The sequence below is a fragment of the Nonomuraea sp. NBC_00507 genome (assembly GCF_036013525.1).
Classification (GTDB): Bacteria; Actinomycetota; Actinomycetes; order Streptosporangiales; family Streptosporangiaceae; genus Nonomuraea.
The window spans coordinates 4971756-4995297 of record NZ_CP107853.1 but is presented as its reverse complement, the minus strand read 5'-3'; the positions used below and the strand labels follow the sequence as shown (position 1 = coordinate 4995297).

Genomic DNA, 23542 nt, shown 5'->3' with positions numbered 1-23542 from the left:
GCCCCTTCCTCCCCCGGCACTCGTTCGGTCCGGGAGCGGAAGGTCACGTTAGCCGGTGAGCCGATCGGTGTATTGAACGAATGCGAACAGCTGCTTCGGTGTCATCTGCGCCATCGCCCGGATCTCGCGGGAGAGGTGCGGCTGGTCGGCGTAACCACAGGCGACGGCCTCGTCCAGCGTGGCCGAGGGCCGTCTCCACGTGTCCACGGTCCGCTGGAATCGGGCGATCCTGGCTACCGTCTTGGGCGACAAGCCCACCACCCGGCGGAATCCGAGCTCGACATAACGACGGCTGACGCCCAGCTCATCGGCGAGGGCCCCGATGGTGGGCGGGCCGTCCGGCTCCTGCAGCCGCCACCAGGCGTGCGTGATCAGGTCGTTGGGGCCGGCGTCGGGGCGCAGCCACGCGGTCAGCCGCTCCTCCAGCAGCCTGAAGCGGTCCGCCCAGGTCGCCGACGCGATCAGCCGGCCGGTCAGCTCCGCGGCGCGGGTGCCGAGGAGGTCTTCCAGCTGCACGGTCGTGCCGGCCACCTCACGTAGGGGCGTTCCCGTCAGCGCCGACATCCCGGCGGGGGTGAGCCCGACTGCCATCCCATGGCGCCACGGCGTGTGGGCCGAGAACGTCGCGGTGGCGCGGGGACCGGTGACGATCGGGCCCATGCCGGTGAAGTCGATGATCAGAGTGGCCGCGTTGAGCGGCAGCATCCGGCTGGGGTGGGCTGGCTCTCCCGCCCGGGTGCGAAAGCCGGCCCACCCCAGCACGTACGGACGCAGGTGCGGCGGTGACAGACGGGTGACCATCTGGTACGGCTGCGCCTGTTGCTGCACGGGCAGCGAATGCATCGCCATCACACCAGCAAGACTGCCCTAGTCTCACCTGGCCCGTGGAATCGACTCCCTCCCATGGAGGATGCGGCGGTGTCGTGTCAGCGGCCGCGTCAGGACGGCGACGGCCCGGTATCAGGGCGGTCGCCGATCGTTGACCCCATGAACGGATCAGCGATCGCGGCCTCGGCGCTGCGAAAGGCCTACAAAGACAAGACCGTCCTCGACGGCATCGACCTGAATGTCCGGGCCGGCACGATCTTCGCCCTGCTCGGGCCCAATGGCGCCGGGAAGACCACGACCGTGAACGTGCTGACCACGCTGCTGGCCCCCGACGCCGGCAAGGTGGTCGTCGCCGGGCACGACGTGGTCACCGAGACCAAGGCGGTGCGCGCGGCGATCGGCGTCACCGGGCAGTTCGCCTCGGTGGACGACCTGCTCACCGGCGAGGAGAACCTGCTGCTGATGGCGGATCTCCTGCACATGCCCAGGCCGCAGGGCAAGCGAGTCGCCGGCCGGTTGCTCGACCGGTTCGATCTGGGTGAAGCGGCGAGCAAGCCGGCGGCGTCCTACTCCGGCGGCATGCGCCGCAAGCTGGATCTCGCCATGACGCTGGTCGGCGAGCCGCAGATCATCTTCCTGGACGAGCCCACGACGGGACTCGATCCGCGGAGCCGCCGCACCATGTGGGAGATCATCCGGGAACTGGTCGCCGACGGTACGACCATCTTCCTCACCACCCAGTACCTCGAGGAGGCCGACGAGCTCGCCGACCGCATCGCCGTACTCGATCAGGGACGGCTGGTCGCCGAGGGCACGGCCGACGAGCTCAAGCGCCGGGTTCCCGGCAGCCACGTCCGGCTTCGGTTCGCCGACCGGCACGCGCTCGACGTCGCGGCACAGATCCTGCCCGCCTCCACCAGGGACGACGAAGAGCTGACCTTGCGGGTGCCCGGCGACGGCGGGGTGCGGTCCCTGCGCGCGCTGCTCGATCGGCTCGACGCGCACTCCATCGACGCCGATGAACTGTCGGTGCACACGCCCGACCTTGACGACGTCTTCCTTGCCCTGACCGGCCACGCGAACAAGAAGGTCAACGCACGATGAACACCATCTCAGACTCCGCGACCATGCTGCGGCGCAACTTCCGCCACACGCTGCGAAACCCCCTGGCACTGTTCAACGGCATCATCATGCCGATCGTTCTGATGTTCCTGATGGTCTACGTGCTCGGCGACGCGTTCAGCGTCGGCGTCAACTATGCCGATTACGCGACACCGGGGTTGATCCTGACGACCATCTGCTACGGCGTCGGCCCCACCGCGGTCGCGGTGAACTCCGATATGACGACCGGATTCATCAACCGGCTTCGCGTCATGGACGTGTCCCGGGCCGCGGTGCTGAACGCGCACGTGATCGCGACCATGCTACGGAGCCTGGTGGCCATCACCCTCATCATCGGGGTCTCGTTCCTCATGGGATTCCGGCCGTCGGCGAGTTTCTCGCAGTGGCTCGGCGTGATCGGCATCGTCGTGCTGGCGGTGCTGGCGATCGGCTGGCTGACCGTCGCGTTCGGTCTCGCGGCGAAGACGGCGGAAAGCGCGGGCATGGCCGCCGTCCCGCTGATGCTCCTTCCGTTCCTGAGCAGCGCCTTCACGCCGGCCGACAAGATGGGGCCCGGTGTGCGGCAGTTCGCCGAGTATCAGCCGTTCACCCCGATCATCGAAACCCTGCGCGGGCTGCTGACCGGCGCGCCGTCGACGGGCTCGGCCGTCACGGCGATCGCCTGGTGTGTCGGCCTGGCGCTGATCGGCTACCTGTGGGCGAGCGCGTCGTTCAAGAAGCGAGCGTGATTTCGGCCAGCTCGCGCCAATCCCGGCGCCGACCTTCGCGAGTCGCCTCGGTGAACACGGTTTCACCGAGGCGATCACGCGTGTCCGCGGTGATCCTGGAAACCTCCGGCAGCGAGTGATCCGGCGTGCCGCGCACGCCTTCGCTCGCCGCGAGCAGCCGCGCGGCCTGCTCGTACTGTCCCTGGCGCAGCGCGAGATCCGCGATCCCGACCAACACCGCGGCGATCAGCGGTGGATAGTTCGTCTTCACAGCGGCGCTGAACGCCTCGCTCCGATAGGCACGGGCCTGTTCGAGATCCTCGGTGAGGTAGCCATGGAGGTCGCTGGTCCTGGCGTGGGTCAGGTCGGTCAGTTCCTCGTTGCCCACCATCGCCCGCACGGTGTCCAGGTGCCGGCGTGCCTCGTCCGGCTCGCCGCGCCAGCACGCCAGCTGCGCCTTCACGAGCGCCAGGTCGGCGAGCGCGTCCGGCCAGGTCAACCCGCCCGCGCATCGCTGTGCTTCGGCCATGGCGGACGTGCTGGATCGCTCATCGCCGAGCAGCCAGTAGAGCTGAGCCTGCCGCGCGCGCAGGCTGACCACTTCCTCGTCCACGCCCAGCTCGGTGAGCGCCGTGACCGCCTCTTCGTAGTGCTCGCACGCGCGTGCGAACTCGCCGCGCATGCCGAGCCGATCGGCCAGGAAGGTCAGCGCCAGCGAGATCCCCATCCGCTCGCCCAGCGTACGGAACTCCGCGAGGGCGATTTCGGCGTCGCTGTCCACGTCGGTCTCGTCGCCGCCGAGCGTGAGCCGGAAACGGCCACGTGTGAGCCTGGCCTGCGCGCGCACCCAGGGATCATCGTCGACGATCAGCGGATCCAACGCCGGCAGGAACCCCGTCGGCTCCTGCAGTATTCGCTTCCACAGCTCGACGAACCGAAGCATGGGGTGGTGGCCAGACCCGGTGCGCTGGGTGACCCGGTGCGCCTGGAGGATCCACTCCTCCGCCTGATACTGGTCGCGGCCGACCCCGGAGGTCAGGAACGTCGTCACGACCGTGTACGCCAGCGCCCGCACCTCATCGGGCACCTCTCCGGGCAGGGAGGCCGCCGCGACGCTCAACTCGGCGCCCTCGGCCCTGTGCCCGCTGAGGAACCAGTACCAGCCCGCGGCCCCGACCAGCCGCATCGCCTCCTCGGCCCATCCCCCGGCGATCGCTGCGCGCAGGGCCGCGCCGATGTTGTCGTGCTCGGCCTCGAGCGTGGCCAACCACTTCAGCTGCTCGGCCTGGCGCAGGTGCGGGTCGGCCGTCTCGGCCAGCTCGGTGGCGTAGGCGAGGTGCGCCCGGCGCGCGAGCTCGCTCTCCCCGGCTTCGTCGAGCCGGTGCGCCGCGTACTCCCTGATGGTGCCGAGCATCCGGTAGCGCGGCGTGTCCTCGCCGTCGGCGACCAGCAGCGACTTCTCGATCAACGCGGTCAGCAGGTCGAGCACCTGTTCGCCGGCGAACGTCTCGCCCCCGCACACCCGTTCGGCCGCTTCCAGGCTCGCCCCACCGGAGAACACCGAGAGCCGCCGCAGCACCCCACGTTCTGCCTCGGTGAGCAGGTCCCAGCTCCAGTCCACGACCGCGCGCAGCGTCTTGTGATGGGGCAGCGCCGTACGGCTGCCGCCGGTCAACAGGCGGAAGCGGTCATCGAGCCGGCGTGCCAGCTGGTCGATGGACATGGTGCGCAGCCGGGCCGCGGCCAGTTCGATCGCCAGCGGGATACCGTCGAGCGCCCGGCAGATCCGCACCATGGCCGACAAGGTATCGGCGTCGGAGCCGATGTCCTTGCGCACCAGCTCCGCGCGGTCCCGCAGCAGCCGTACGGCGGGCGAGGACTCGGCCTCGGACGGGCCGGCGCCCTTCGCGGGCAGCGCGAGCGGCTCGACCTGCCACAGCACCTCCCCGGTGATGCCGAGCGGTTCCCTGCTCGTGGCCAGAATCCGCAGCCTGCGGCACTCTCCGAGAAGCCGGTCCGCGAACGCCGCGGCCTCCTCGATCACGTGCTCGCAGTTGTCCAGGATCAGTAAGATCGTGCGCTCCCGGAGCGCGGCGATCAGCCGATCCATCGGTTCCCCACCCCGCGCATCGCCGAGCAACGGCTGGTCACGCAGGCCGATCGCGGTGAGGGCGGCCTGCGCCAGCTCACTGCCCGCGCGTACGGAGGCCAGTTCGACCAGCCACGCCCCGTCCGGCAGCTCGGTGAGCATCGTCCGCGCGGTCTCCGTGGCCAGCCTGGTCTTGCCGGAGCCACCCGGCCCCGTCAAGGTGACCAGCCGGTAGTTGAGGGACAGACCGCCGACCGCGGCGATGTCAGCGTCCTTGCCGACGAAGCTCGTCAGCTCGGCACGCAGGTTGGTCCTGCCCCTGTCCGCCCGCTCGCCCAGCTCGCCCCGGAGCAACGCGGTGTGCAGCGCGGAGAGCTCGGCCGATGGATCGGCGCCCAACTCATCGGCGAGCAGCTCGCGCGTCCGCTGGTAGAGGGTCAACGCCTCGTTCCCACGCCCCGATTCGGCGAGCGCTCGCATCAGGGCCGCCACGAACCCCTCACGCAGCGGATACGTGGCGACCAGCTCGGTCAGCTCGGAGACCAGCTCCGAGCCGCGGCCAAGGCGAATGTCCGCCTCCACCCGATCCCCGAGCGCGGCGACGTGGAGCTCGTCCAGCCGCGCGACCGCGGCGTCGAACGCCTCGCTGTCCTGCAGCACGACGTCCGCCATGGCCTTACCGCGCCACAACGCCAGGCCCTCACGCAGCAGATCCGCCCGCGCCGCCGGCTCGGCGGTCCGGGCCTGACCGACCAGGTGCTCGAACCGGCTCACGTCCACGGCATCAGGAGCCACGGCCAGGCGGTAGCCGCCGGAGTCCGCCTCGATCACACCGTCCGGCAACACCCTGCGCAGCCTGGACACCAACGCCTGCAGGGCATTCACTTCGTCCGCGGGCGGCCGTTGCCCCCAGATCCAGTCCACCAGCCTCGCACGCGTGACGATCCGGCCGGGTTCGAGGGCGAGTGCGGCAAGCAATGCGCGCAGTCGAATCCCAGGAACCTCCACCACGGCCCCATCACCGTTCCGGACCTCAAACGGCCCGAGCAATCCGACTCGCACATCAGCCATTGTGCCGAACCGTGGCGAAACCGACGAACCGACGCCGGGCGCAGGCCGCAAACACCACCGACCTTCATCGGACCGTTATCGTCGCGGGCAGGGTGCCGGGCTCGGTGAGCTCGATGATGTTGCCCAGGTTGTCGGTGATGAAGGCGATGCGCTGACCGATCGCGGGCACGTCCATGGGCCCGCCGATCAGCGGCACGTCGCGGTCGCGCAACTGGGACACGGTCGCGTCGAGATCCTCGACGGCGAGGCAGAAATGGTGCAGGCGCTCCGGGTCCATGCTCGTGAGAATGTCGCGGGTGGGCGCCTCACGGCGGTTCGAGGCGCCCGCGAGCAGCTCGATCGTGACGTCTCCGTTGACGATGAAGACGAACGTCGTTCCGTGGGATTCAAACCGCTGGTCAAGGACGAAACCGAGCTTGGTCGCGTACCACTGGAGGGTGGTGTCGAGATCCTCGGGCGTCACGCTGATGCCGACATGGTCGTGGGAGAAGGTCATGCTCATGTGAACGAGATTGGCTGTCGGCCGAGCCGGTAACCAGAGACGGTCCGGCGGGAGGACAGCTGGTACCACCCTTGGAGGCCGCGTCGGAACGGGTGAAAATCCGGTGGCGGGAGCGGGGATCGAGGGTCGATCATGCCAGCGTGGAGACGCCACATCCCACCATCACGCCGGCTCGCGAGATCGCCTGCGACGAGTCGGGCTGGGAGGGCGCCAACCTCGTGGCCGGAAACTCGGACGTCATCGCGTACGCCAGTGTCCGGCTGAGCGTCGGCGAGGCCGCGGAGTGCCCTCGCGAGCTCGGCGGTCGCGACGGGCACGTGAGGCAGGTGCACAAGGCGTCGCATGTGCTCCGCGCGGATCGGTCCACGTTGACGAGTTTGCTCGGCCCGGCCGGGCCCATCCATGGCAATGCCTTCGTCCATCTCACCGAGAAGGCCTATTTCGTCGTCGGCAGACTCCTCGACTTCGTCCTCGGGCAGTCCGCGGAGGCGGCGAGCGCCGGTGTGGTCGCCGATCGGCGGCTCACCGGGCTGGCGGCCACGCTCAGCCGTGAAGGTCCCGGCACGTTCGGCCGTGATCGGTGGCAAGCTTTCCTGGTGGCGGCCAATGCCGTCCTCCGGACGAAGAGGCCCCGGAACGTGCGTGAGCCCGTGGATGCGTTCGTCGATCTGGTCGAGACGCTCGCGAAACTCGACGGAGGCAGTCGCGTGCCAGGACCATTCTCCATTGGAGCCGCGGCGGCGCGAGCGACGTGTCGATCGTGCACGACGAGCAGTCCGCCCTGACCGAGCGGCGCGTCCGGCGGCTCGAACACCAACTCCTGCCATCGGAGCGCCGCCTCTGGTTCAGGCAGGTGGACTCGCGTACGGATCCGCGGGTCCAGGTGGCCGATGTGCTGGCCGGAGTCGCTCGGAGGCTCGCGGCCGACGAACTTCGCGACCGTGGCGACACGGAACTCGGTGAGTTGCTGCGTGCCTACATCGATCCGGCCTCACAGTGGTCCGACGAGCGGAGCTGGTCCCGCCTCGGCCCGGCGCGCTGATCGGCCGGCGTCGGCGGCGCTGTTTACTTGATCGCGCCGGCGCCGATGCCCTTCACGATGTGACGCTGCGCCATGAGGTAGAAGATCACAACCGGCACGATCGAGATGGTGGTGGCGGCCAGGAGGATCTGCTGCTGTGGCGTCTCGGCGGAGGTGAAGGCGGTCAGACCGCGCTGGACGGGCATGAGCGAGTTGTCGTCGAACAGAACGAGCGCCATGAGGTACTCGTTCCACACCCCCAGCCCCTGGATGACTGCCACGGCGGCGAGGCCGGGCCGTGCCAGCGGAAGGATGACGTTCCAGAAGATGCGCAGCGGACCGGCGCCGTCGAGCGCGGCCGCCTCCTCCAGAGCGCGGGGCTGGCTGACGAAGAAGCTGCGCATGATGAGCGTCGACATCGGGATGCCCGAGGTGATCAGGATCAGCACGTAGCCCACGGGATTGTTCGTCAGGCCGAGTGAGATGAGCAGCTTGTACTGCGCGAGGAACATGGCGGGGGCAGGGATGATCATCACGGCGAGGATGACGAACGTGAACACGCCCTTGCCCGCGAAGTCGAGTCGTGCGAGCGCGTACCCGGCGAGGCTGGACACCAGCAGAATGCCGATGACGGCGGATCCCGTGTAGATCACGCTGTTGCGCAGGTAGATGCCGAGTTCCCCCTGAACCCATGCGGTGACGTAGTTGTCCCACTGCGGGTCGGCGGGCAGGAAGCTGTCGTTCGCGAGCAGTTCCTTGAGGCTCTGCAGAGATCCGGACAGCATCCACAGCAGAGGGAACAGCGCGATCAGTGCGGCGACGCCCAGCAGTCCGTACAGGCCGACCTTGTCGAGGCGTACTCCCCGTCGAGGTGGACGAGTCCCGCCTTCGGCCGTGCCGGCCGGTGCTGAAGCGACGGACATCGCGTCGGTCGTCCGGCTGCTCATACGCGGGACCTCCGCCTGGTGATCGCGAGCTGGATCACGGACAGCAGCACGAGGGCGCCGCCGAAGATGACCGACATGGCCGCGGCACTGCCGTAACGCCAGTTGACGAACGCCTCGTTGTAGATCGCGAGGGTCGGCACCATCGTGTGGTGACCCGGTCCGCCGTTGGTCAGCACCTGCACGGTCCCGAAGATCTGGAGCGCGGCGAGCAGGGTGAGGAGACTCACGATCGACGTGACCGGAGCCAGCTGCGGCCAGGTGACGTAGCGGAACTTCGACCAGCGGTTCGCGCCGTCGAGTTCGGCGGCCTCGTACAGTTCTTTCGGCACGTCTTGCAGCCCCGCGAGGAAGAGCAGGAAGCCGAAACCCCAGTGGAACCACACGAACACCGCCGCCACGGCGGGCAGCGCGACGGCCGGCTCGCCCAGCCAGTTCTGCTCCAGCGTGCCCAACCCCACCAGGCCGAGGAGCCGATTGAGGATGCCGGATCCAGGGGCCAGGATGAACGAGAACAGCAGGCCGACGACGACCACCGACAACACGCCCGGCAAGTAGAAGACGGTGCGGAAGAACGTCTTGCCGCGGGTGACGCTGTTGACGGCCAGCGCCATGACCAGGGCGATTCCGTTGCCGAGGATGAAACCGACGGCACCGAAGAAGAGGACGTTGCGCATGGACGCCCAGAAGATCGGGTCGGATGCGACGAAGTCGTAGTTGGCCAGCCCCACCCATGGGGTGTCGGGGCTGACGCCGTCCCAGGACTGGAAGCTCAGCAGGATCGCCTGCGCGAACGGTGTGATCGTGAAGATCCCGATGAGCGCGACGGCCGGAGCCAGGAACAACCAGCCGATCAGGTTGCGCCGGAGAGTGCGCCTCCCGCGCGGCGCTGAAGGCCGCCGCGCGGGAACCGCGAGTTGCCACGTCGTCATGACGTGCGATCCTGCGCCGCCTGGATGGTGGCAAGTACGTCGTCCACCGTCGCCTCGCCCAGCACCAGGCGCTGGGACTCCGCCTTGATCGCGGTGTTCACGTCAGGCGTGAAGGTCGCTGACATGACTTGCATGCCCTTCACGCCGGCGGCGAAGCCCGCAAGCTGGTCGGGGATGTCCGCGCCGGCGAGGAGTTCCGGGTTGGTGGGGAGGATGCGAGCGACCTTGGCGAACACCGCCTGCTGCTCGGGCTCGGTCAGCCACTTCACGAACGCGAGCGCCTTCTCATGATCCCCGCCCCTCGGGTTGATCACCGCGCCCTTCCCAGGGATACCCGGCGAGCGCGGCTCGTGGGCGTTTCCGGGAGCCGTGGGAAGCCCGGTGGAGAAGTAGTCCTCGAACTCCGGGTTCGTCCTCAGACCCACCGAGACGCCGGGAGAGGCGTCGAAGATCGCGCCCATCTTTTTGGTGAAGAAGGACGACTCCACGCTGGGGTTGTCGTCCTGGCCGCCGGGAAGAGCGCCGTTGGCGATGACGCCGGCCTTCTTCAGGTCGACCAGGAATTGGAAGGCGTTGCGCCAGCCGTCCTGATTCCAACTCGATTTGCCGTTGAGGGTTGCCTCGATCTCGGCGTCCGTCAGCCAGTTCGAGGCGAGGGCCTGGATGAAGTACGGCGTCTGCGAGGCCGCAATGGAGAAATCCGCTCCGTCCGCGGTGGCGAGCGCATCGATGAACGCGGCCGTCGTCGCGGGCGGATTTTTCAGCGACAATCCGGTCAGCGCGGGATTGATGAGGAAGCCGTACGTCTGCGTTTCCCAGTGCACCGAGTAGATGCCGGGCTTGACCCCGAGGTTGTTGCCCTCCTTGAACGTCGACATCTTGAGCACGGCGGGGCTGAAGTTCTTACTCCAACCGGCGTTCAACTGGGAAGAAAGGTCCATCGCCCAGCCGGCCTTGTAGAACGGCGCCATCTGAGTCGCGTCGAACGACGAATAGATATCGGGCATGGATCTGGACTGCGCCTTCGCCTGGAGCTTGGGCAGGTAGTCGGCCGGCCCAGGCGTGTCAATGGTGATCTTGACGCCGGTCTTTTTCGTGTACTGCTGCGCGAGTTGGGTGAGCGCGGCCTCTTGTCCGCGCGACTGGTTCATGAATGTCAGTCCGACGTCCCCGGTGGCGGATTCGTCGGACGACGAACAGCCTGCCAGAGCAAGCGCCCCGACAATCGCCATTGATCCTGCCGCGATGATGGTGCGGCGACGAGCGCCGCGTGTTGTGGAGTTTGTACCCATGGTCCTCACCTTTGGAAGCCTTGGATGGGGTTCGCCGACCATGTCGGCCGGCTGGCGGCTAACCGTTTCTCCTTCCGTGTGCATGAGGACATGAAGCTGGGGCGGGGAAGCGCGCCCAGTCCTTCTGACGTGATCAGCCAGCCGTCGGGAAGCTCCGCGCCCTGGTCCACCGCCGTGGCGATGTGCGCCATCGCGGCCAGCAGTCCTCCGTTCGCCGGCAGATAAATCGTGAGGAATCCCGGCATTTGCGGGTTGTGTCCGTTGGGGAGGAACACGTTCTTGGGCGACGGGAGCAGGAGGGCGTCGATGGCACGGCCGACGTCGCCGAGGCGGGCCGCGGTCATCGCCATGACGGGGTAGTCCCAGCCCCAGCTGGACTGCAGGTCCCAGTGCTCCCATACGGAATCGAGCGTCGCGGACATCGTGGCCGGGTCCACGAGGTCGGTATCCGGTAGCCACCCCAACGCCATGAGCATGGACGGGTGATCCTTACGGATGAGCTGCGGGGGCGTCGCGATCGCGGCGTATGTGCCATCGGGCAGCAATGCGGGCCTGCGCAGGTTCCGCGCCACCCGGTCCCACTCCTCGTTCGGTTCGAGACCGAGCCGAGTTCTCCACTCGTTCGCCACGCCGAGCGCCCACGACCAGTACGCCAGCTCGAAGGTCGGATCGGCGTTCGTCGCCCGGTCGACGAGGTAGCTCTCCTGCGCGGGGATGAGCGGAGGCGGCAGCCCGAACGATCCGTCGCGTTCCTCGGCGAAGTCGGCCATGAAGTCGGCGGTCGCCTCGACGAGCGGGTAGTGGCGACGCAGGAACGACTCGTCGCGCCCCTCGCCACGCAGCAACTCCAGCAGGTAGATCACGTGCGGCTGCTGCCACAGGAGGAAGACGCCGATGTTGCTCGGCGACTCGCGCGCGGACGGATCGGTCTGCTTCGGCCAGCGGGCTCCGCGGTACCCCTGCCGGCGGGCGGTCGCCTTCGCCGCCTCCAAGGCGCCGTGATACCACCGCATGCTGCGCTCGAGCAGGTGCCCTCGACCCCACATCGGGAAATGCGCCGCATGCCACCAGTGCATCTCGAGGTGGAACTTCCCCGACCAGGTGTTGTACGTCAGACCGGACTCCGCGGAAGGCGTGACGCCGGCGCTGTTGACGGCCATGAGGTACTGCGAGAGAACGATGCGACGTTCGAGCTCTGCAGCGCGCGCGTCCGTGCTCCCCGCGAGGCTGACCGCGGCACCGGTGCTCCAGTGCTCTGCCCACCATGTCTGCGCGGATTCGCTGACGGCGGAGAAACCGTCCTTGTCCTGCTGCCGGCGATGATCCGGCGTCAGCGTCACAACGACCTCGAGGACCTTGGCGTCTGTGTGCGCGACGACGGACTCGGCTCCCTTCCGCAGGCTGCCGGTGGTGCGGACGCTGACGCTGTAGGCCAGCGCTTCCACCGTGCGCCGGGCGTTCCAGTGGTCCTCCGTCCGCTGGTCCCAGACCGTCTCTTGCGCGAGCGGGAGTTCGAAGGCGGCGAGGTCGTCCGGCTGTTCGTCGAACACCCATGCAACGCCCCATCCACGGAGCAGCACGTCGGACTCGACCCGCACGGCGAAGCAGTGATCCCGCGGGTCGGCGACGGTGGTGACGTGGACGCCCTCGCCGTCGAGGACGTATGCGGCCTGGACCGACCCCGTCCACAGGTCGAGCTCGGTGCGGACGTCGGACAACGCGGCCGGATCGTCGAGCCCCGTCCCGTCGGGGCGGACCAGAGCGAGACGGCCGAGGTGAGCGCGGCGGGGATTGAAGTGGAACCATGCGCCCGCGACGAACTCGTCGGCAATCGGATCGCCGGCACGTTGGAGACCCATGCGGTCGAGATAGGGCACCGGGCCGCGGGACGTCTCGTACAAGGTGGTCGCGTCCTCGAGTCGGAGCTCCCGGTCGGTGCGCGTCTCGTACCAGCCCCAGGTCGACTGGGTGCGCAAGGGGATCTGGAAGTCGTCGGCGTCGAAGACGCGCGGGCGCTGCTCGGGCAAGCCGGACAGCCCATCGTGAACGACGCGGTGCGGATCGGGGACAAGCTCGTGGAAGGACGGGAACGTCTGCAGTCCGGAGATGTCGACCGTGAGCGCGATGTCACCGTTGCCGACCGTGAGGACGTCAGCGGGGTGCGCGGACGTCAGCACGGGGTTGTGCCGTCGCACGAGGTGACGCCGGTCGATTGCTTCGGGCATCCTCGCCTTTCCTTGAATCTTGAGTCTCAGCTGCGGGGGATGCAGGGACTGCTGTTCGACACGGAGTCGTCGGCAGGGGGCGGGGCAGGGCCCCGAATGCGAGTTAACGTAGCCGTTACGCCGCGAACAGGTCAAGGAAAAATGTGTACCGGTCTACGGCGTAACTGGTAGCCAAGATGGGGACTTTTTCGATCTTCGGCTATCTTGCATAGACCGGTCTACGTGCGCGACGATCTCGGCACCGTAGAATCGGCAGGACTCGGTTCGAGAAGGGATCCCCATGGTCGCGCCTGAGCGACGACGAAGAGTGACCATTTCTGACGTGGCGAAACACGCCGGAGTCTCCAAGGCGGCCGTCTCCAAGGTCATCCGCAACGACTACGGCGTCAGCGAGTCCATGCGAGACCGCGTCAAGCGGGCCATCGACGAGCTCGGCTATCGCCCTCAGGCGGCCGCGCGGGCGCTGCGCGGACGGTCGTTCACCATCGGCGTTCTCATGCAGCACATCGGGATCCCGTTCTACGCCGAGATCATGACCGGCCTGGTGGATCAGCTCACCGAGTCCGATTACCAGGCGATCATGATCCAGGGAGGCACCCGCGACAAGACCGAGAAACGTGCCCTGGACGCACTGATTGACCGGCAGGTGGACGGCATCCTCCTGATCGCTCCACTTTCCGGCCGCGCACAGCTGGAGCAAGTGGCACGCGAGATCCCCACCCTGGTGCTCGGCCGGCACGACCGGTCGCCGGCGTACGACTCGATCGTCGACGACGACCGCATCGGCTCCGAGCTCGTCATGGAACACCTGATCGGGCTCGGCCACCGTCGCATCGGGCACATCACCTTCCAGCAGGAGCCCGGCCGGCCGGCCGACCAGATGCCGCACATCAGAGCCGACACCTACGAGCGAGTGATGCGCGAGCACGGGTTCGCCGACGAGATCGCCGTCGCCGCGACCTCCTACTCCGAGGAAGGCGGCTACCACGGCGCCCGCGAACTGCTGAGCCGCTCTCCGCGCCCCACCGCGATCTTCGCCGGTGCCGACGAGGCGGCTCTCGGCGTCCTGGCCGCGCTGCACGAGGCCGGCCTGTCCGTCCCCGACGACGTCTCCGTGGCCGGCTACGACAACACCAGACTGGCCGCTCATCCCAACATCGCGTTGACCACCGTCAACCAGGACGGAGTCGTCATGGGCCGGACGGCCGGGCGGCTGCTGCTCGAACGCATTGAGGGCCGCTCGGCGGCGGTGCACTTCTCGGTCATTCCGAGCCTGGTCGTCCGGCGCTCCACCGCGTCCCCCCATCCACGTCCTGCCGATGCCGAAACGCAGATGCCGACGGGGTGAGGGCACGTGCCGCTCACCCCGCATGCACATGGCGACTGAGGAGTTACGTGATCCGCACATCGTTCAACGACAGCTGGCAGTTCCGTCCGAAGGTCAATCCTTTTGCCAAACTGGCCGGAACCGCGGTCCCGTACGAGCCGGTGACGGTGCCGCACGACGCGATGATCACCCGCGACCGCGAGCCCACCATGGACGGCGCCGCGACCGCCTATTTCCCCGGTGGGGCGTACGAATACCGCAAGACGTTCTTCGCGCCCGAGGAGCACCGGGGCAAGCGGGTCATGCTGGAGTTCGAGGGCGTCTACCGGGACGCCACCGTGTTCGTCAACGGAAACTACGCCGGGCAGCGCCCGTACGGATACTCGCGATTCTTCATCGACGCCGACCGGTTCCTGCGGTTCGGCGAGAACAACGAGATCCGGGTGGAGTGCCGCACCCATCAGGACTCGCGCTGGTACTCCGGCGCGGGCATCTACCGCGACACCTGGCTGCTCGTCGGCGATGTGGTCCGCATCAGCCCGGACGGCGTCCGCGTCACCACCCCGGACATCGACACCGAACGCGCGGTGGTGGAGGTCGCGACCACGATCGAGAACGACTCGATCGACATCCGCACGGTCCAACTGGTCACGGAGATCCGCGATGCCACGGGAACCGTCGTCGCATCCGACACCACGCCGATCACGGTACAGCCCCGCGAACCGGGCATCGCTCGCCAGCGCCTCTACGTCCGCGACCCCTCGCTGTGGAGCCCGGACTCGCCCGCACTGCACACGTGTGCGGTGTCCCTGACGGACATCGACGCCGTGGAGGTCGCCTTCGGCATCCGGTCCTTGCGGCTGGACCCCGAGCACGGGTTACGGATCAACGGCGAGACGGTCAAGCTGCGCGGCGCGTGCGTGCACCACGACAACGGACCGCTGGGCGCCGCCACGTTCGCCCAAGCCGAGGAGCGCCGCGTGCGGCTGCTCAAGAACGCGGGATTCAACGCGATCCGCATGTCGCACCACCCCATGAGCATCGCGATGCTCGACGCCTGCGACCGCCTCGGCATGCTCGTGGTGGACGAGGCGTTCGATATGTGGACCTGGGGCAAGAACCCGTTCGACTACAGCCTCAACTTCCCCGAATGGTGGGAACGCGATATCGAGGCGATGGTGGCCAAGGACTACAACCATCCCAGCGTCGTCCTCTACTCCCTCGGCAACGAAATCCCCGAAACCGGCTCAGCCACTGGGGCCATGTGGGGCCGCAGACTCGCCGAGAAGGTTCGTGCGCTGGACGACACCCGCTTCCTCACCAACGCGATCAACAACCTGCTGGCTCTGCTGCCCGATCTCACTGACCTGCGAGCCCAGGGAGGCGAGGACACCGGCATCAACACCCTGATGGCCAACAGCGGATTCGACGTGAACGCCGTCGCCGCCTCCGAACTGGTCACCACCCGCACCGCCGAGTCCTACAGCGTGCTCGACGTGGCGGGGATGAACTACTCGGAAATCCGCTACGCGAGCGACCGCACGCTGTTCCCGAACCGGATCATCCTGGGCACGGAGACCTTCCCGACCCGCATTGACGACAACTGGCGACTGGTCGAGCAGCACAGCCATGTCATCGGCGATTTCACCTGGACCGGCTGGGACTATCTGGGCGAGGTCGGTATCGGCCGGCCGCAGTACTCCACATCGGACACTCCGCATCCCACGTTCACCGCGCCATATCCGTACCTGCTGGCCGGCTGCGGTGACCTCGACATCACCGGCCACCGACTTCCCGTCTCCTACTACCGGGAGATCGTTTTCGGCCTGCGCGTCCAGCCCTATATCGCGGTCCAGCGGCCGCAGCACCGTGGCAAGACCGTCATGAGCAGCCGGTGGGCCTGGAGCGACACCCTCGCCGGCTGGACCTGGCCCGGCCACGAAACCGACCCGATCATCGTCGAGGTGTACAGCGCCGCGGACGAGGTCGAACTGCTGGTCAATGGCCGCTCCCTCGGACGCAACCCGGTCGGCGAACAACACCGCTTCCGCACCGAGTTCGAGACCGCCTACGAGCCAGGCGAACTGCTCGCGATCGCCTACCGCGACGGCGTCGAATCCGGCCGCGATATCCAGCGCACCGCGACCGGCCCCGTTGTGCTGCAGGCCGTAGCCGATCGACCGGTCATCACGGCGGGTGTCGGCGACCTCGCCTTTGTCACCTTCACCCTGGTCGATTCGGCCGGGACAGTGCACACCGCAGCCGACCGGCCCGTGCGGGTGGACGTCTCCGGTGACGGGACGCTGATCGGCTTCGGCAGCGCCGACCCGTCGACCAAGGAACGGTTCGACGCTACCGAGCACCACACCTACCAGGGGCGCGCGCTCGCTGTGGTAAAGCCGACCGCGCCCGGCACCATCCGCCTGACCGCCGCCGCCCCAGACTGCGACCCGGTCGACGTGCTGGTCACGGTGGAAAAGCCGGACCGGTGACCACGTTCGATGGCGACGAGGGTCGCTCTCATCGGCCGGTGCCAGGTGCCAGGGAAGGCGCCTGCGACGGCGGAGGCGAAGTGGAAGGCGGGCATGAGCGGGGGTTCCGTTGCCTGCGTGCGGGCGGCGGGGGTCGGCAAGTCAGCGGTACGCGCCATGCCTGAAGCCGTAGGAATGAGGCGCAGGCCCTACGAGAAGGCCTCGTGTGGCAGCCCCGGGATGACCGAGAGGAGGAACTGGCGGATCGCGGACTCGACCTTGACGGAGTCGCGGTCGAAGAGCCACTGGGCCTGCAGGCCGTTGATGAGGGAGATGGTCATGGTGGCCAGCGTCTCGGGGTCGATCGTCGGGCGCAGTCCGTTGCGCTCGACGAGCGCGGTGAAGGTGTCGGCGTAGAAGCGGCGGAGATTGCGGTAGCGCTCGGCATAGTAGGCGTGCGCGGGGTGATCGGGAGAGGTGGCCTCGCCTGACACGACGCAGTGCAGCTCCATGAGCCCAGGCTGCAGTTCGTTGTCGACGATGACGGCGATCATGCCCTTGAGCGTCTCGATGGGATCGGCCGCGGGGTCCAGCACCTTGGCCGATTCCAGGAACTCGGTACCGCGTTCGTCGCGCAGCTCCAGCACCCCGAGGAGCAGGTCCTCCTTCCGCGGGAAATGGTGCAGCAGCCCGGTGTGGCTGATGCCCGCGCGCTTGGCGATGTCCTTCATGGTCGCGCCGTAGAAGCCGGTTTCGCCGAAGGCGTCCACGCAGGCCTCGAGGACGCGCCGCCGCACCGCCGCCGTCTTCGCGTACGGGCCGCGGTTGCCGGATGCCGCCATGGACGCTCCTCCAAATTAGTATCGCGTTTCGGTTTTCATGCTAGCGTTTGGCGCCAGCGTCACAACCCATGGTCTCGAGCAAGGAACTCAACCATGCCCCAGCTCCCCTCCAGGTTCCTCTGGGGTGCGGCCACAGCGCCGCACCAGATCGAAGGCAACAACGTCAACAGCGACTGGTGGGCTCTCGAACAGCAGATGCCCGGCATGCAGCGCAGCGGCGACGCGGTCGACAGCTATCACCGCTACGCCGAGGACATGCGCCTGCTGGCCGAGGCCGGGCTCAACGCCTACCGCTTCGGCATCGAATGGGCCCGCATCGAGCCGGTTCCCGGGGCGTTCTCCCGAGCCGAGCTCGCCCACTACCGCAGGATGATCGACACCGCCTTGGACCTGGGTCTCACCCCAGTCGTCACCCTGCACCACTTCACGAACCCGCGGTGGTTCGCCGAGACCGGCGGATGGCTGGGCAACCAGGCGATCGAGCGCTTCGAGGCCTACGTCCGGGAGGCCGCGAGCATTCTCGACGGCGTCGAATGGGTGTGCACGCTCAACGAGCCCAACATGCTCGCCCTCATGATCGGGATGGCCCGGGACGCACAGACCCAGCGGTCCCCCGAGGAGTGGATGAGCCCCACCGTCGAAGGCGCCGCACGACCCGTGCTGCCCGACCCCGACCCCAAGATCGGCGCGCGGCTGGCCGAGGCGCACGACGCGGCCCGCGCGGTCCTGAAGCAGCACACCGGGGCGGCCGTCGGCTGGACGGTGGCCTGCCAGTCGCTCACCGCGACCCCCGGCAACGAGGACAAGCTGCGCGAGGTGCGCTACGTCCGCGAGGACCTCTACCTGGAGGCGGCCCGCGGTGACGACTTCATCGGCGTGCAGTCCTACTCCAGCCAGGCCGTCGACGAGAACGGCGTCGTCCCGCACCCGCAGCACCCGGACAACACGATGACCGGCAACGCCTACCGGCCCGACGCGCTCGGCATCGCGGTCCGGCACGCCTGGGAGACGACCGGCCGCACCCCGATCCTCATCACCGAGAACGGCATCGCCACTCCCGACGACACGCGGCGGATCGCCTACACCTCCGAGGCCCTCGGCCACCTGTCCGCCGCGATGAACGACGGCATCGACGTCCGGGGCTACCTCCACTGGACCGCTCTGGACAACTTCGAGTGGGGCCACTGGGAGCCGACCTTCGGTCTCATCGCCGTCGACCGCACCACGTTCGAGCGGCACCCCAAGCCGAGCCTGGCCTGGCTGGGCGAGGTCGCCCGCCGCGGGGAGATCTGATGCTGCGACCGCGTTCCACCCCCACCCGCGAGCTGGTGAACCTCGACGGCCTGTGGCGCTTCGCCCTCGACGGCGGCCCCGGCCCGCTGGACACCACGCTGGAGGCGGCGGTCCCGGCCAGCTACAACGACCTGTTCACCGACAGCGCGATCCGCGACCACGTGGGCTGGGCCTGGTACCAGCGCCAGGTGCGGGTGCCGCGCGGCTGGGCCGGCGAGCACGTCGTCCTGCGCGTCGACGCCGCCACCCACCGCGGCCGCGTCTACGTGGACAACGTCCTCGTCGCCGAGCACACCGGCGGCTACACGCCGTTCGACGCCGACATCACCGAGCACGTGCGCGCCGGGCAGGAGTTCCGCCTCACCATCGGCGTCAACAACGAACTGACCGACACGACGATCCCGCCCGGCACGATCACCGTCACCGCCGACGGGCGGCGCCGGCAGACGTACCTGCACGACTTCTACAACTACGCGGGCCTGGCCCGCTCGGTGTGGCTCTGCAGCCGCCCGCCCGTGCACGTCGAGGACATCACGATCGTGACCGCCCTCGACGAAAGAACCGGCACGGTCGAGTATGCGATCCAGACCAGCGCACCCGCCCCGGTCCGGGTGCGAGCGCTCGACGCCACCGGCACGGAGGTCGCGACGGCGGACAGTGCGTACGGCACCCTGCGCATCGACGACGTGACGCCGTGGCGGCCGGGCGCGGCCTACCTCTACGACCTGCTCGTCGAAGTGCTCGACGGCGACCAGGTGATCGACAGCTACACCCAGCCGTTCGGCGTACGGACCGTGGAGGTGCGCGGCACGCAGTTCCTCATCAACGGCGAGCCGTTCTACTTCACCGGCTTCGGCAAGCACGAGGACACGCCCGTACGCGGCAAAGGTCATGACAACGCCTACCTCGTCCACGACTTCCAGCTCATGGACTGGATCGGCGCCAACTCCTTCCGCACCTCGCACTACCCCTACGCCGAAGAGGTGATGGAGTTCGCCGACCGGCACGGCATCGTCGTCATCGACGAGACCGCCGCCGTCGGCCTCAACCTCGCCGTCGCCTCCGGCCTCACCGGCGCTCCGCCCCGGCCCACCTTCTCACCGGAGACCTTCGGCGAGGCCACCCGCGAGGCGCACGCCCAGGCGATCCGCGAGCTGATCGCCCGGGACAAGAACCACCCCAGCGTCGTCATGTGGTGCATCGCCAACGAGCCGTCCTCCAACGAGGAGGGCGCACGCGAGTACTTCGAGCCGCTGGTGGAGCTCACCCACAAGCTCGACCCCACCCGCCCGGTGAGCTACGCGGCCGTGATCTTCGCCACGCATGAGAACGACCGCATCGCCGACCTCTTCGACGTCCTGTGCATCAACCGCTACTACGGCTGGTACGTCGCCACCGGCGACCTCGCCACCGCCGAGACCTACCTGGAGCACGACCTGCGCGGCTGGGCCGGCAAGTACGGCAAGCCGATCATGATGAGCGAGTACGGCGCCGACACCATGCCCGGCCTGCACTCGGTGTGGGACACCCCGTGGACCGAGGAATACCAGCAGGCCTACCTCGAGATGAACCACCGCGTCTTCGACCGCATCGAGGCGTTCATCGGCGAGCACGTGTGGAACTTCGCCGACTTCCAGACCTCCCACGGCATCCACCGCGTCGACGGCAACAAAAAGGGCGTGTTCACCCGCGACCGCAGACCCAAAGCCGCCGCCCACGCGCTGCGGGCACGCTGGAAGCCGCTCGCCGGCCGCAAACCGTCGCGCACGGAGTAGGGCACCGGCGACGCACGGCATCTCCCGGCCGGTCGATGTCCGCTCAGGCGGTGTCGCCGCCGTCGGCGAGCAGGGTGCTGCCGGTCATGAAGGCCGACAGGTCCGAGGCGCAGAACAGGGCGACGCGCGCGATGTCGTCCGGGGTGCCGATCCGGCCGATCGGGCTGTTCAACATGAGGTCGGTCGGCGGGATGTCGTCGAGGTTCACGCCTGCGGCCGCGGCCATCATCATGTTGCCCTCCGTGGGGACGAAGCTCGGCGCGACCTCCAGCACGCGGATGCCCAGCGGAGCCAGTTCGAGGGCGAGCTCGCGCGTGAGGCCGCGGGCGGCGTGCTTGGAGCCGACGTAGGCGGCCAGGCCCGGCGCGCTGCCGCGGAAGCCGGCGGTCGAGACGATGTTCACGATGACACCGCCCTTGCCCGCGGCTGACATGCGCCGCGCCGCCTCGCGCGCACCGACGAACGTGCCCCGCGCGTTCACAGCGAACACCTGGTCCCACGTTTCCTCGGTCATCTCCAGCAGGGGTACGGCCGGGAAAATGCCGGCGTTGTTCACCCAGACCTCCAGGCCGCCGAGTTCGGCGACCACGCGGTCGGCCGCGGTGGCCACGGCCCCCGCATCGGTGACGTCCATGGCGACGCCGATCGCGCGCACCCCGTGGCGCTCGGCGAGCTGCTTGGCGGCGGTCGCGGCCAGCTCTTCGTCGAGGTCGCCGATCAGCAGGTCCGCGCCGGACTCGGCCAGGCGCGACGCGATCGCTTTGCCCAGCCCGCGACCGCCTCCGGTGACGACCGCACGCCGCCCCTTCAGGGAAACGAGCTCGGCCAGGGACTTGCCCGACACATCGGCAGTGGACATGAAAGGTCTCCTTTGGTTTAGGAATGAGGGGTAGTGCCGGGAGAAGCGTCAGGGGTGACGACCAGTGTCATGAAGACCTCGAGAAGCCTGAGGGTTTCACGAGACGGATCGAGCAGGGACTGGATGCGCAGGCCGTCGACCATGGCCAGCACCAGAGTGACCTTCTCGTCCGCGGAAAGGTACGCGCTGTCTCGCGAGGTGGGCAGCGGGCTGCTGTTGAAGCGTGTTCGCATGCGCTCGCGCCTGCTGGCGAAGAACTCGTGCGCGGGATGCGCGGGGTCGGTTGCCGCGATGGCCAGCGCCATCCAGTTGCGCTGGTAGTCGGGGTCCTTGAACTCGTCGCGGAGCACCGCGCTCAGGACGCTCCCCCCGGCCAGACCGGACTGGATGATCTGCTCCGCCAGTTTCTCCTCATCCTCTTCCCGCTGGGCCAGCGCGGCCAGGAGGAGTTCGTCCTTGCCGGAGAAGTGGCGGAGCAACGCCGCGTGCGTCACGCCTGCCCGCGCAGCGATGTCCCGCAATGACGCCCGCTCGTAACCGTGCTGAGCGAAACTCTCCAGCGCGGCACGGACGATCTGCGCGCGCCGGGCCGGGGTGGAGGCGTTCGGGCCCCGACGGCGTCTTGCGGGTTCCTTGCCCTGTTCAGGAGCGGTCACGAACGTCCTTCGGTCGGCTGCTGCACCTCGAGGCGGCGTCGCCCGCCTCGATCGGTCCTGAGTCTAGTATTGCTAAAAAGTTTCCGCTGTGGTTACTTTTGCCTAGTGCGGGGGGCGCGCACGGACACGACCGTCAGAGATTCCGAGCGCGAGCTGCATTCGGTGGGCCTGCGCGCCCGGTGGCAACACCCAACCCAAGAGGAGCCCCAGTGGTCGAAGAACGACCGGACAGTGACGCCCTCGCCGTGGGAGCCGCAGCATCCCGCCCGGTGACGGCGGGCGCCCACGACGTGCCCAGGCCTGAGCAGACGGACATCGCGGCGCCACCGCTGCAGCGCATCAGCGCGAGCTACATCGCGTTGCTGATGATCGCCAGTTTCGGGGCTTCGATCGCGCTCATGGTCCCGCTGACGTACGGGCTCGCCGTGCGCATCTCTGACATCGCGCCAGGGCAGGAAGAGACGCTGGGCTACGTCACCGGCACCGCACAGCTGGTCTATCTCGTGCTCAGCCCGCTGATCGGCATGTGGAGCGATCGCACCCGGTCGCGGTTCGGGCGGCGGGCGCCTTTCCTGGCCATGGGAGCGCTTCTCGGTCTGGCCGCGCTGGTCGTCGTCGCCACTGCGCCCACCGTTCCGCTGATCGGTCTGGGATGGGTGTTCGGGATGATCGGCTGGTCGACGGCGGGTGGAGCGATCCAGAACCTGCAGGCCGATCGTGTCCCTGAGGAGCAGCGCGGCCGGGTGTCGGCCCTGACCGGCCTCACGACGCAGATCGCCCCCGTGATCGGCATCGGCATCGCCTACGCCGTGTCATCGAGCATGTTCCTGGTGTTCATGGTGCCCGGACTCATCGGCACTGTCATGCTCGTCCTGCTTCCGATCCTCAAAGCCGAAGGCAGCTCGCACGATCTCGTGCACTCCACTCACGTCAGCGCGAAGGAGCTGTTCGCGAGCTTCGTCTTCAACCCCAGGAAGTATCCCGACTTCGGGTGGAACTGGCTCGGCCGCTTCATCTTCTTCATGGGTCTGTACTTCAACACGACTTTCGGCACGTTCTTCTACGCCCAGCGCCTCGACCTGCCCGTCAGGGAAGTCGCGGGGGTCGTGGCCTCCATCGGGATCCTGGGCGTTGTCGCGGCATCCGTGGGAGCACTGGCCGGCGGATTCCTGTCCGACAAGCTCCGCCGGCGCAAGCTGTTCACCTTCATCGGCGCGCTCCTGTTCGTCGCCGGCGCCTGCGTCGAGGCCTTCGCCTCTTCGTTGCCGCCGCTGATCGTGGGCGCGGTGCTGATGCAACTCGCCATCGCCGTGTTCGCCGCCGTCGACCAGGCGATCGTCTTCGCGGTTCTGCCCGACCGAGCTCAGGCAGGCCGCTACATGGCGGTGGTCGCGTTCGCCCAGAAGATCCCCAGTGCGATCGCCCCGCTCATCGCCCCGTTCATCATCACGATCGGCGCGGCCGGCGCGGAGAAGAACTACACCATGCTTTACCTTGCCGGGGCCGTGCTCGCTCTGATCGGCGGCCTGCTCATCCTGTTCAAGGTCAAGTCCGTCCGGTAGCCGCCTCCCCGCTGACCACGTGGA

Annotated in this window: 19 protein-coding genes; 9 read left to right on the top strand and 10 right to left on the bottom strand. The window is 68.2% G+C overall.

Features of this window, described 5'->3' with window-relative positions:
- Window positions 1-48: 48 nt before the first annotated feature.
- A complete protein-coding gene (locus OHA25_RS24465; RefSeq protein ID WP_327589829.1) occupies window positions 49-849 on the bottom strand; it encodes a helix-turn-helix transcriptional regulator in 801 nt (266 codons plus the stop codon).
- A gap of 138 nt (window positions 850-987) precedes the next feature.
- On the opposite strand from OHA25_RS24465, the gene OHA25_RS24460 reads away from it, so the two are divergent.
- Window positions 988-1932: an ATP-binding cassette domain-containing protein gene (locus OHA25_RS24460; protein ID WP_327589828.1), complete on the top strand. Its 945-nt coding sequence runs from the start codon at window positions 988-990 to the stop codon at window positions 1930-1932.
- Window positions 1929-2678, top strand: a complete 750-nt coding sequence (locus OHA25_RS24455) for an ABC transporter permease (RefSeq protein WP_305915461.1) — start codon at window positions 1929-1931, stop codon at window positions 2676-2678. Before OHA25_RS24460 ends, OHA25_RS24455 begins: the two co-directional genes overlap by 4 nt.
- On the opposite strand, the gene OHA25_RS24450 is transcribed toward OHA25_RS24455, so the two are convergent.
- Together OHA25_RS24450 and OHA25_RS24445 are read right to left on the bottom strand one after the other, a co-directional pair.
- Window positions 2662-5757 (bottom strand): BTAD domain-containing putative transcriptional regulator, encoded by a 3096-nt coding sequence (locus OHA25_RS24450; RefSeq protein WP_327589827.1) that lies wholly within the window; start codon window positions 5755-5757, stop codon window positions 2662-2664. The genes OHA25_RS24455 and OHA25_RS24450 overlap by 17 nt on opposite strands.
- 124 nt (window positions 5758-5881) lie before the next feature.
- A complete protein-coding gene (locus OHA25_RS24445; RefSeq protein WP_327589826.1) occupies window positions 5882-6319 on the bottom strand; it encodes a VOC family protein in 438 nt (145 codons plus the stop codon).
- A gap of 140 nt (window positions 6320-6459) precedes the next feature.
- On the opposite strand from OHA25_RS24445, the gene OHA25_RS24440 reads away from it, so the two are divergent.
- Both OHA25_RS24440 and OHA25_RS24435 read left to right on the top strand, forming a co-directional pair.
- Window positions 6460-7104, top strand: a complete 645-nt coding sequence (locus tag OHA25_RS24440) for a hypothetical protein (protein WP_327589825.1) — start codon at window positions 6460-6462, stop codon at window positions 7102-7104.
- Window positions 7080-7361, top strand: coding sequence for a hypothetical protein (locus OHA25_RS24435; protein WP_327589824.1), 282 nt, complete (start codon window positions 7080-7082; stop codon window positions 7359-7361). The genes OHA25_RS24440 and OHA25_RS24435 overlap by 25 nt, the downstream gene beginning before the upstream one ends.
- A gap of 23 nt (window positions 7362-7384) precedes the next feature.
- Here OHA25_RS24435 and OHA25_RS24430 read toward each other — a convergent pair whose 3' ends face one another.
- The 4 genes from OHA25_RS24430 to OHA25_RS24415 are packed head-to-tail and all read right to left on the bottom strand — an operon-like array spanning window position 7385 to window position 12733.
- Complete coding sequence (locus OHA25_RS24430; RefSeq protein ID WP_327589823.1) at window positions 7385-8287, bottom strand: carbohydrate ABC transporter permease; 903 nt, start codon at window positions 8285-8287, stop codon at window positions 7385-7387.
- On the bottom strand, window positions 8284-9216 hold the full coding sequence (locus tag OHA25_RS24425; RefSeq protein ID WP_327589822.1) for a carbohydrate ABC transporter permease: 933 nt from the start codon (window positions 9214-9216) through the stop codon (window positions 8284-8286). Before OHA25_RS24425 ends, OHA25_RS24430 begins: the two co-directional genes overlap by 4 nt.
- On the bottom strand, window positions 9213-10508 hold the full coding sequence (locus tag OHA25_RS24420; protein ID WP_327589821.1) for an ABC transporter substrate-binding protein: 1296 nt from the start codon (window positions 10506-10508) through the stop codon (window positions 9213-9215). The genes OHA25_RS24425 and OHA25_RS24420 overlap by 4 nt, the downstream gene beginning before the upstream one ends.
- Before the next feature lie 5 nt (window positions 10509-10513).
- Window positions 10514-12733, bottom strand: coding sequence for a hypothetical protein (locus OHA25_RS24415; protein ID WP_327589820.1), 2220 nt, complete (start codon window positions 12731-12733; stop codon window positions 10514-10516).
- 322 nt (window positions 12734-13055) lie between these two features.
- On the opposite strand from OHA25_RS24415, the gene OHA25_RS24410 reads away from it, so the two are divergent.
- Window positions 13056-14081, top strand: coding sequence for a LacI family DNA-binding transcriptional regulator (locus OHA25_RS24410; RefSeq protein ID WP_327589819.1), 1026 nt, complete (start codon window positions 13056-13058; stop codon window positions 14079-14081).
- A gap of 47 nt (window positions 14082-14128) precedes the next feature.
- Window positions 14129-16552 carry a glycoside hydrolase family 2 TIM barrel-domain containing protein gene (locus OHA25_RS24405; protein ID WP_327589818.1) on the top strand — a complete coding sequence of 808 codons (2424 nt, stop codon included), beginning with the start codon at window positions 14129-14131 and terminating at the stop codon, window positions 16550-16552.
- A 188-nt stretch (window positions 16553-16740) separates the two neighbouring features.
- On the opposite strand, the gene OHA25_RS24400 is transcribed toward OHA25_RS24405, so the two are convergent.
- Window positions 16741-17373 carry a TetR/AcrR family transcriptional regulator gene (locus OHA25_RS24400; protein ID WP_327589817.1) on the bottom strand — a complete coding sequence of 211 codons (633 nt, stop codon included), beginning with the start codon at window positions 17371-17373 and terminating at the stop codon, window positions 16741-16743.
- A 93-nt stretch (window positions 17374-17466) separates the two neighbouring features.
- Here OHA25_RS24400 and OHA25_RS24395 point away from each other — a divergent pair, with 93 nt between their 5' ends.
- Both OHA25_RS24395 and uidA read left to right on the top strand, forming a co-directional pair.
- On the top strand, window positions 17467-18666 hold the full coding sequence (locus OHA25_RS24395) for a family 1 glycosylhydrolase (RefSeq protein WP_327589816.1): 1200 nt from the start codon (window positions 17467-17469) through the stop codon (window positions 18664-18666).
- Window positions 18666-20441, top strand: coding sequence for a beta-glucuronidase (uidA, locus tag OHA25_RS24390; protein ID WP_327589815.1), 1776 nt, complete (start codon window positions 18666-18668; stop codon window positions 20439-20441). Before OHA25_RS24395 ends, uidA begins: the two co-directional genes overlap by 1 nt.
- 43 nt (window positions 20442-20484) lie before the next feature.
- Here the strand turns inward: uidA and OHA25_RS24385 are convergent, their stop codons facing one another.
- Window positions 20485-21300, bottom strand: a complete 816-nt coding sequence (locus OHA25_RS24385; RefSeq protein WP_327589814.1) for an SDR family NAD(P)-dependent oxidoreductase — start codon at window positions 21298-21300, stop codon at window positions 20485-20487.
- 17 nt (window positions 21301-21317) lie between these two features.
- Window positions 21318-21956 (bottom strand): TetR/AcrR family transcriptional regulator, encoded by a 639-nt coding sequence (locus tag OHA25_RS24380; RefSeq protein WP_327589813.1) that lies wholly within the window; start codon window positions 21954-21956, stop codon window positions 21318-21320.
- Between the two features lie 209 nt (window positions 21957-22165).
- Between OHA25_RS24380 and OHA25_RS24375 the strand changes: the two genes are divergently transcribed.
- Window positions 22166-23518 (top strand): MFS transporter, encoded by a 1353-nt coding sequence (locus OHA25_RS24375; RefSeq protein ID WP_327589812.1) that lies wholly within the window; start codon window positions 22166-22168, stop codon window positions 23516-23518.
- Window positions 23519-23542 lie beyond the last annotated feature (24 nt).

Bases quoted from the DNA above. Each gene is read 5' to 3' on its own strand.
- OHA25_RS24415 (WP_327589820.1), bottom strand. From the start codon at position 12,733: ATGCCCGAAGCAATCGACCGGCGTCACCTCGTGCGACGGCACAACCCC.
- OHA25_RS24400 (WP_327589817.1), bottom strand. From the start codon at position 17,373: ATGGCGGCATCCGGCAACCGCGGCCCGTACGCGAAGACGGCGGCGGTG.
- OHA25_RS24465 (WP_327589829.1), bottom strand. From the start codon at position 849: ATGGCGATGCATTCGCTGCCCGTGCAGCAACAGGCGCAGCCGTACCAG.
- OHA25_RS24385 (WP_327589814.1), bottom strand. From the start codon at position 21,300: ATGTCCACTGCCGATGTGTCGGGCAAGTCCCTGGCCGAGCTCGTTTCC.
- OHA25_RS24430 (WP_327589823.1), bottom strand. From the start codon at position 8,287: ATGAGCAGCCGGACGACCGACGCGATGTCCGTCGCTTCAGCACCGGCC.
- OHA25_RS24395 (WP_327589816.1), top strand. From the start codon at position 17,467: ATGCCCCAGCTCCCCTCCAGGTTCCTCTGGGGTGCGGCCACAGCGCCG.
- uidA (WP_327589815.1), top strand. From the start codon at position 18,666: ATGCTGCGACCGCGTTCCACCCCCACCCGCGAGCTGGTGAACCTCGAC.
- OHA25_RS24455 (WP_305915461.1), top strand. From the start codon at position 1,929: ATGAACACCATCTCAGACTCCGCGACCATGCTGCGGCGCAACTTCCGC.
- OHA25_RS24445 (WP_327589826.1), bottom strand. From the start codon at position 6,319: ATGAGCATGACCTTCTCCCACGACCATGTCGGCATCAGCGTGACGCCC.
- OHA25_RS24425 (WP_327589822.1), bottom strand. From the start codon at position 9,216: ATGACGACGTGGCAACTCGCGGTTCCCGCGCGGCGGCCTTCAGCGCCG.
- OHA25_RS24460 (WP_327589828.1), top strand. From the start codon at position 988: ATGAACGGATCAGCGATCGCGGCCTCGGCGCTGCGAAAGGCCTACAAA.
- OHA25_RS24420 (WP_327589821.1), bottom strand. From the start codon at position 10,508: ATGGGTACAAACTCCACAACACGCGGCGCTCGTCGCCGCACCATCATC.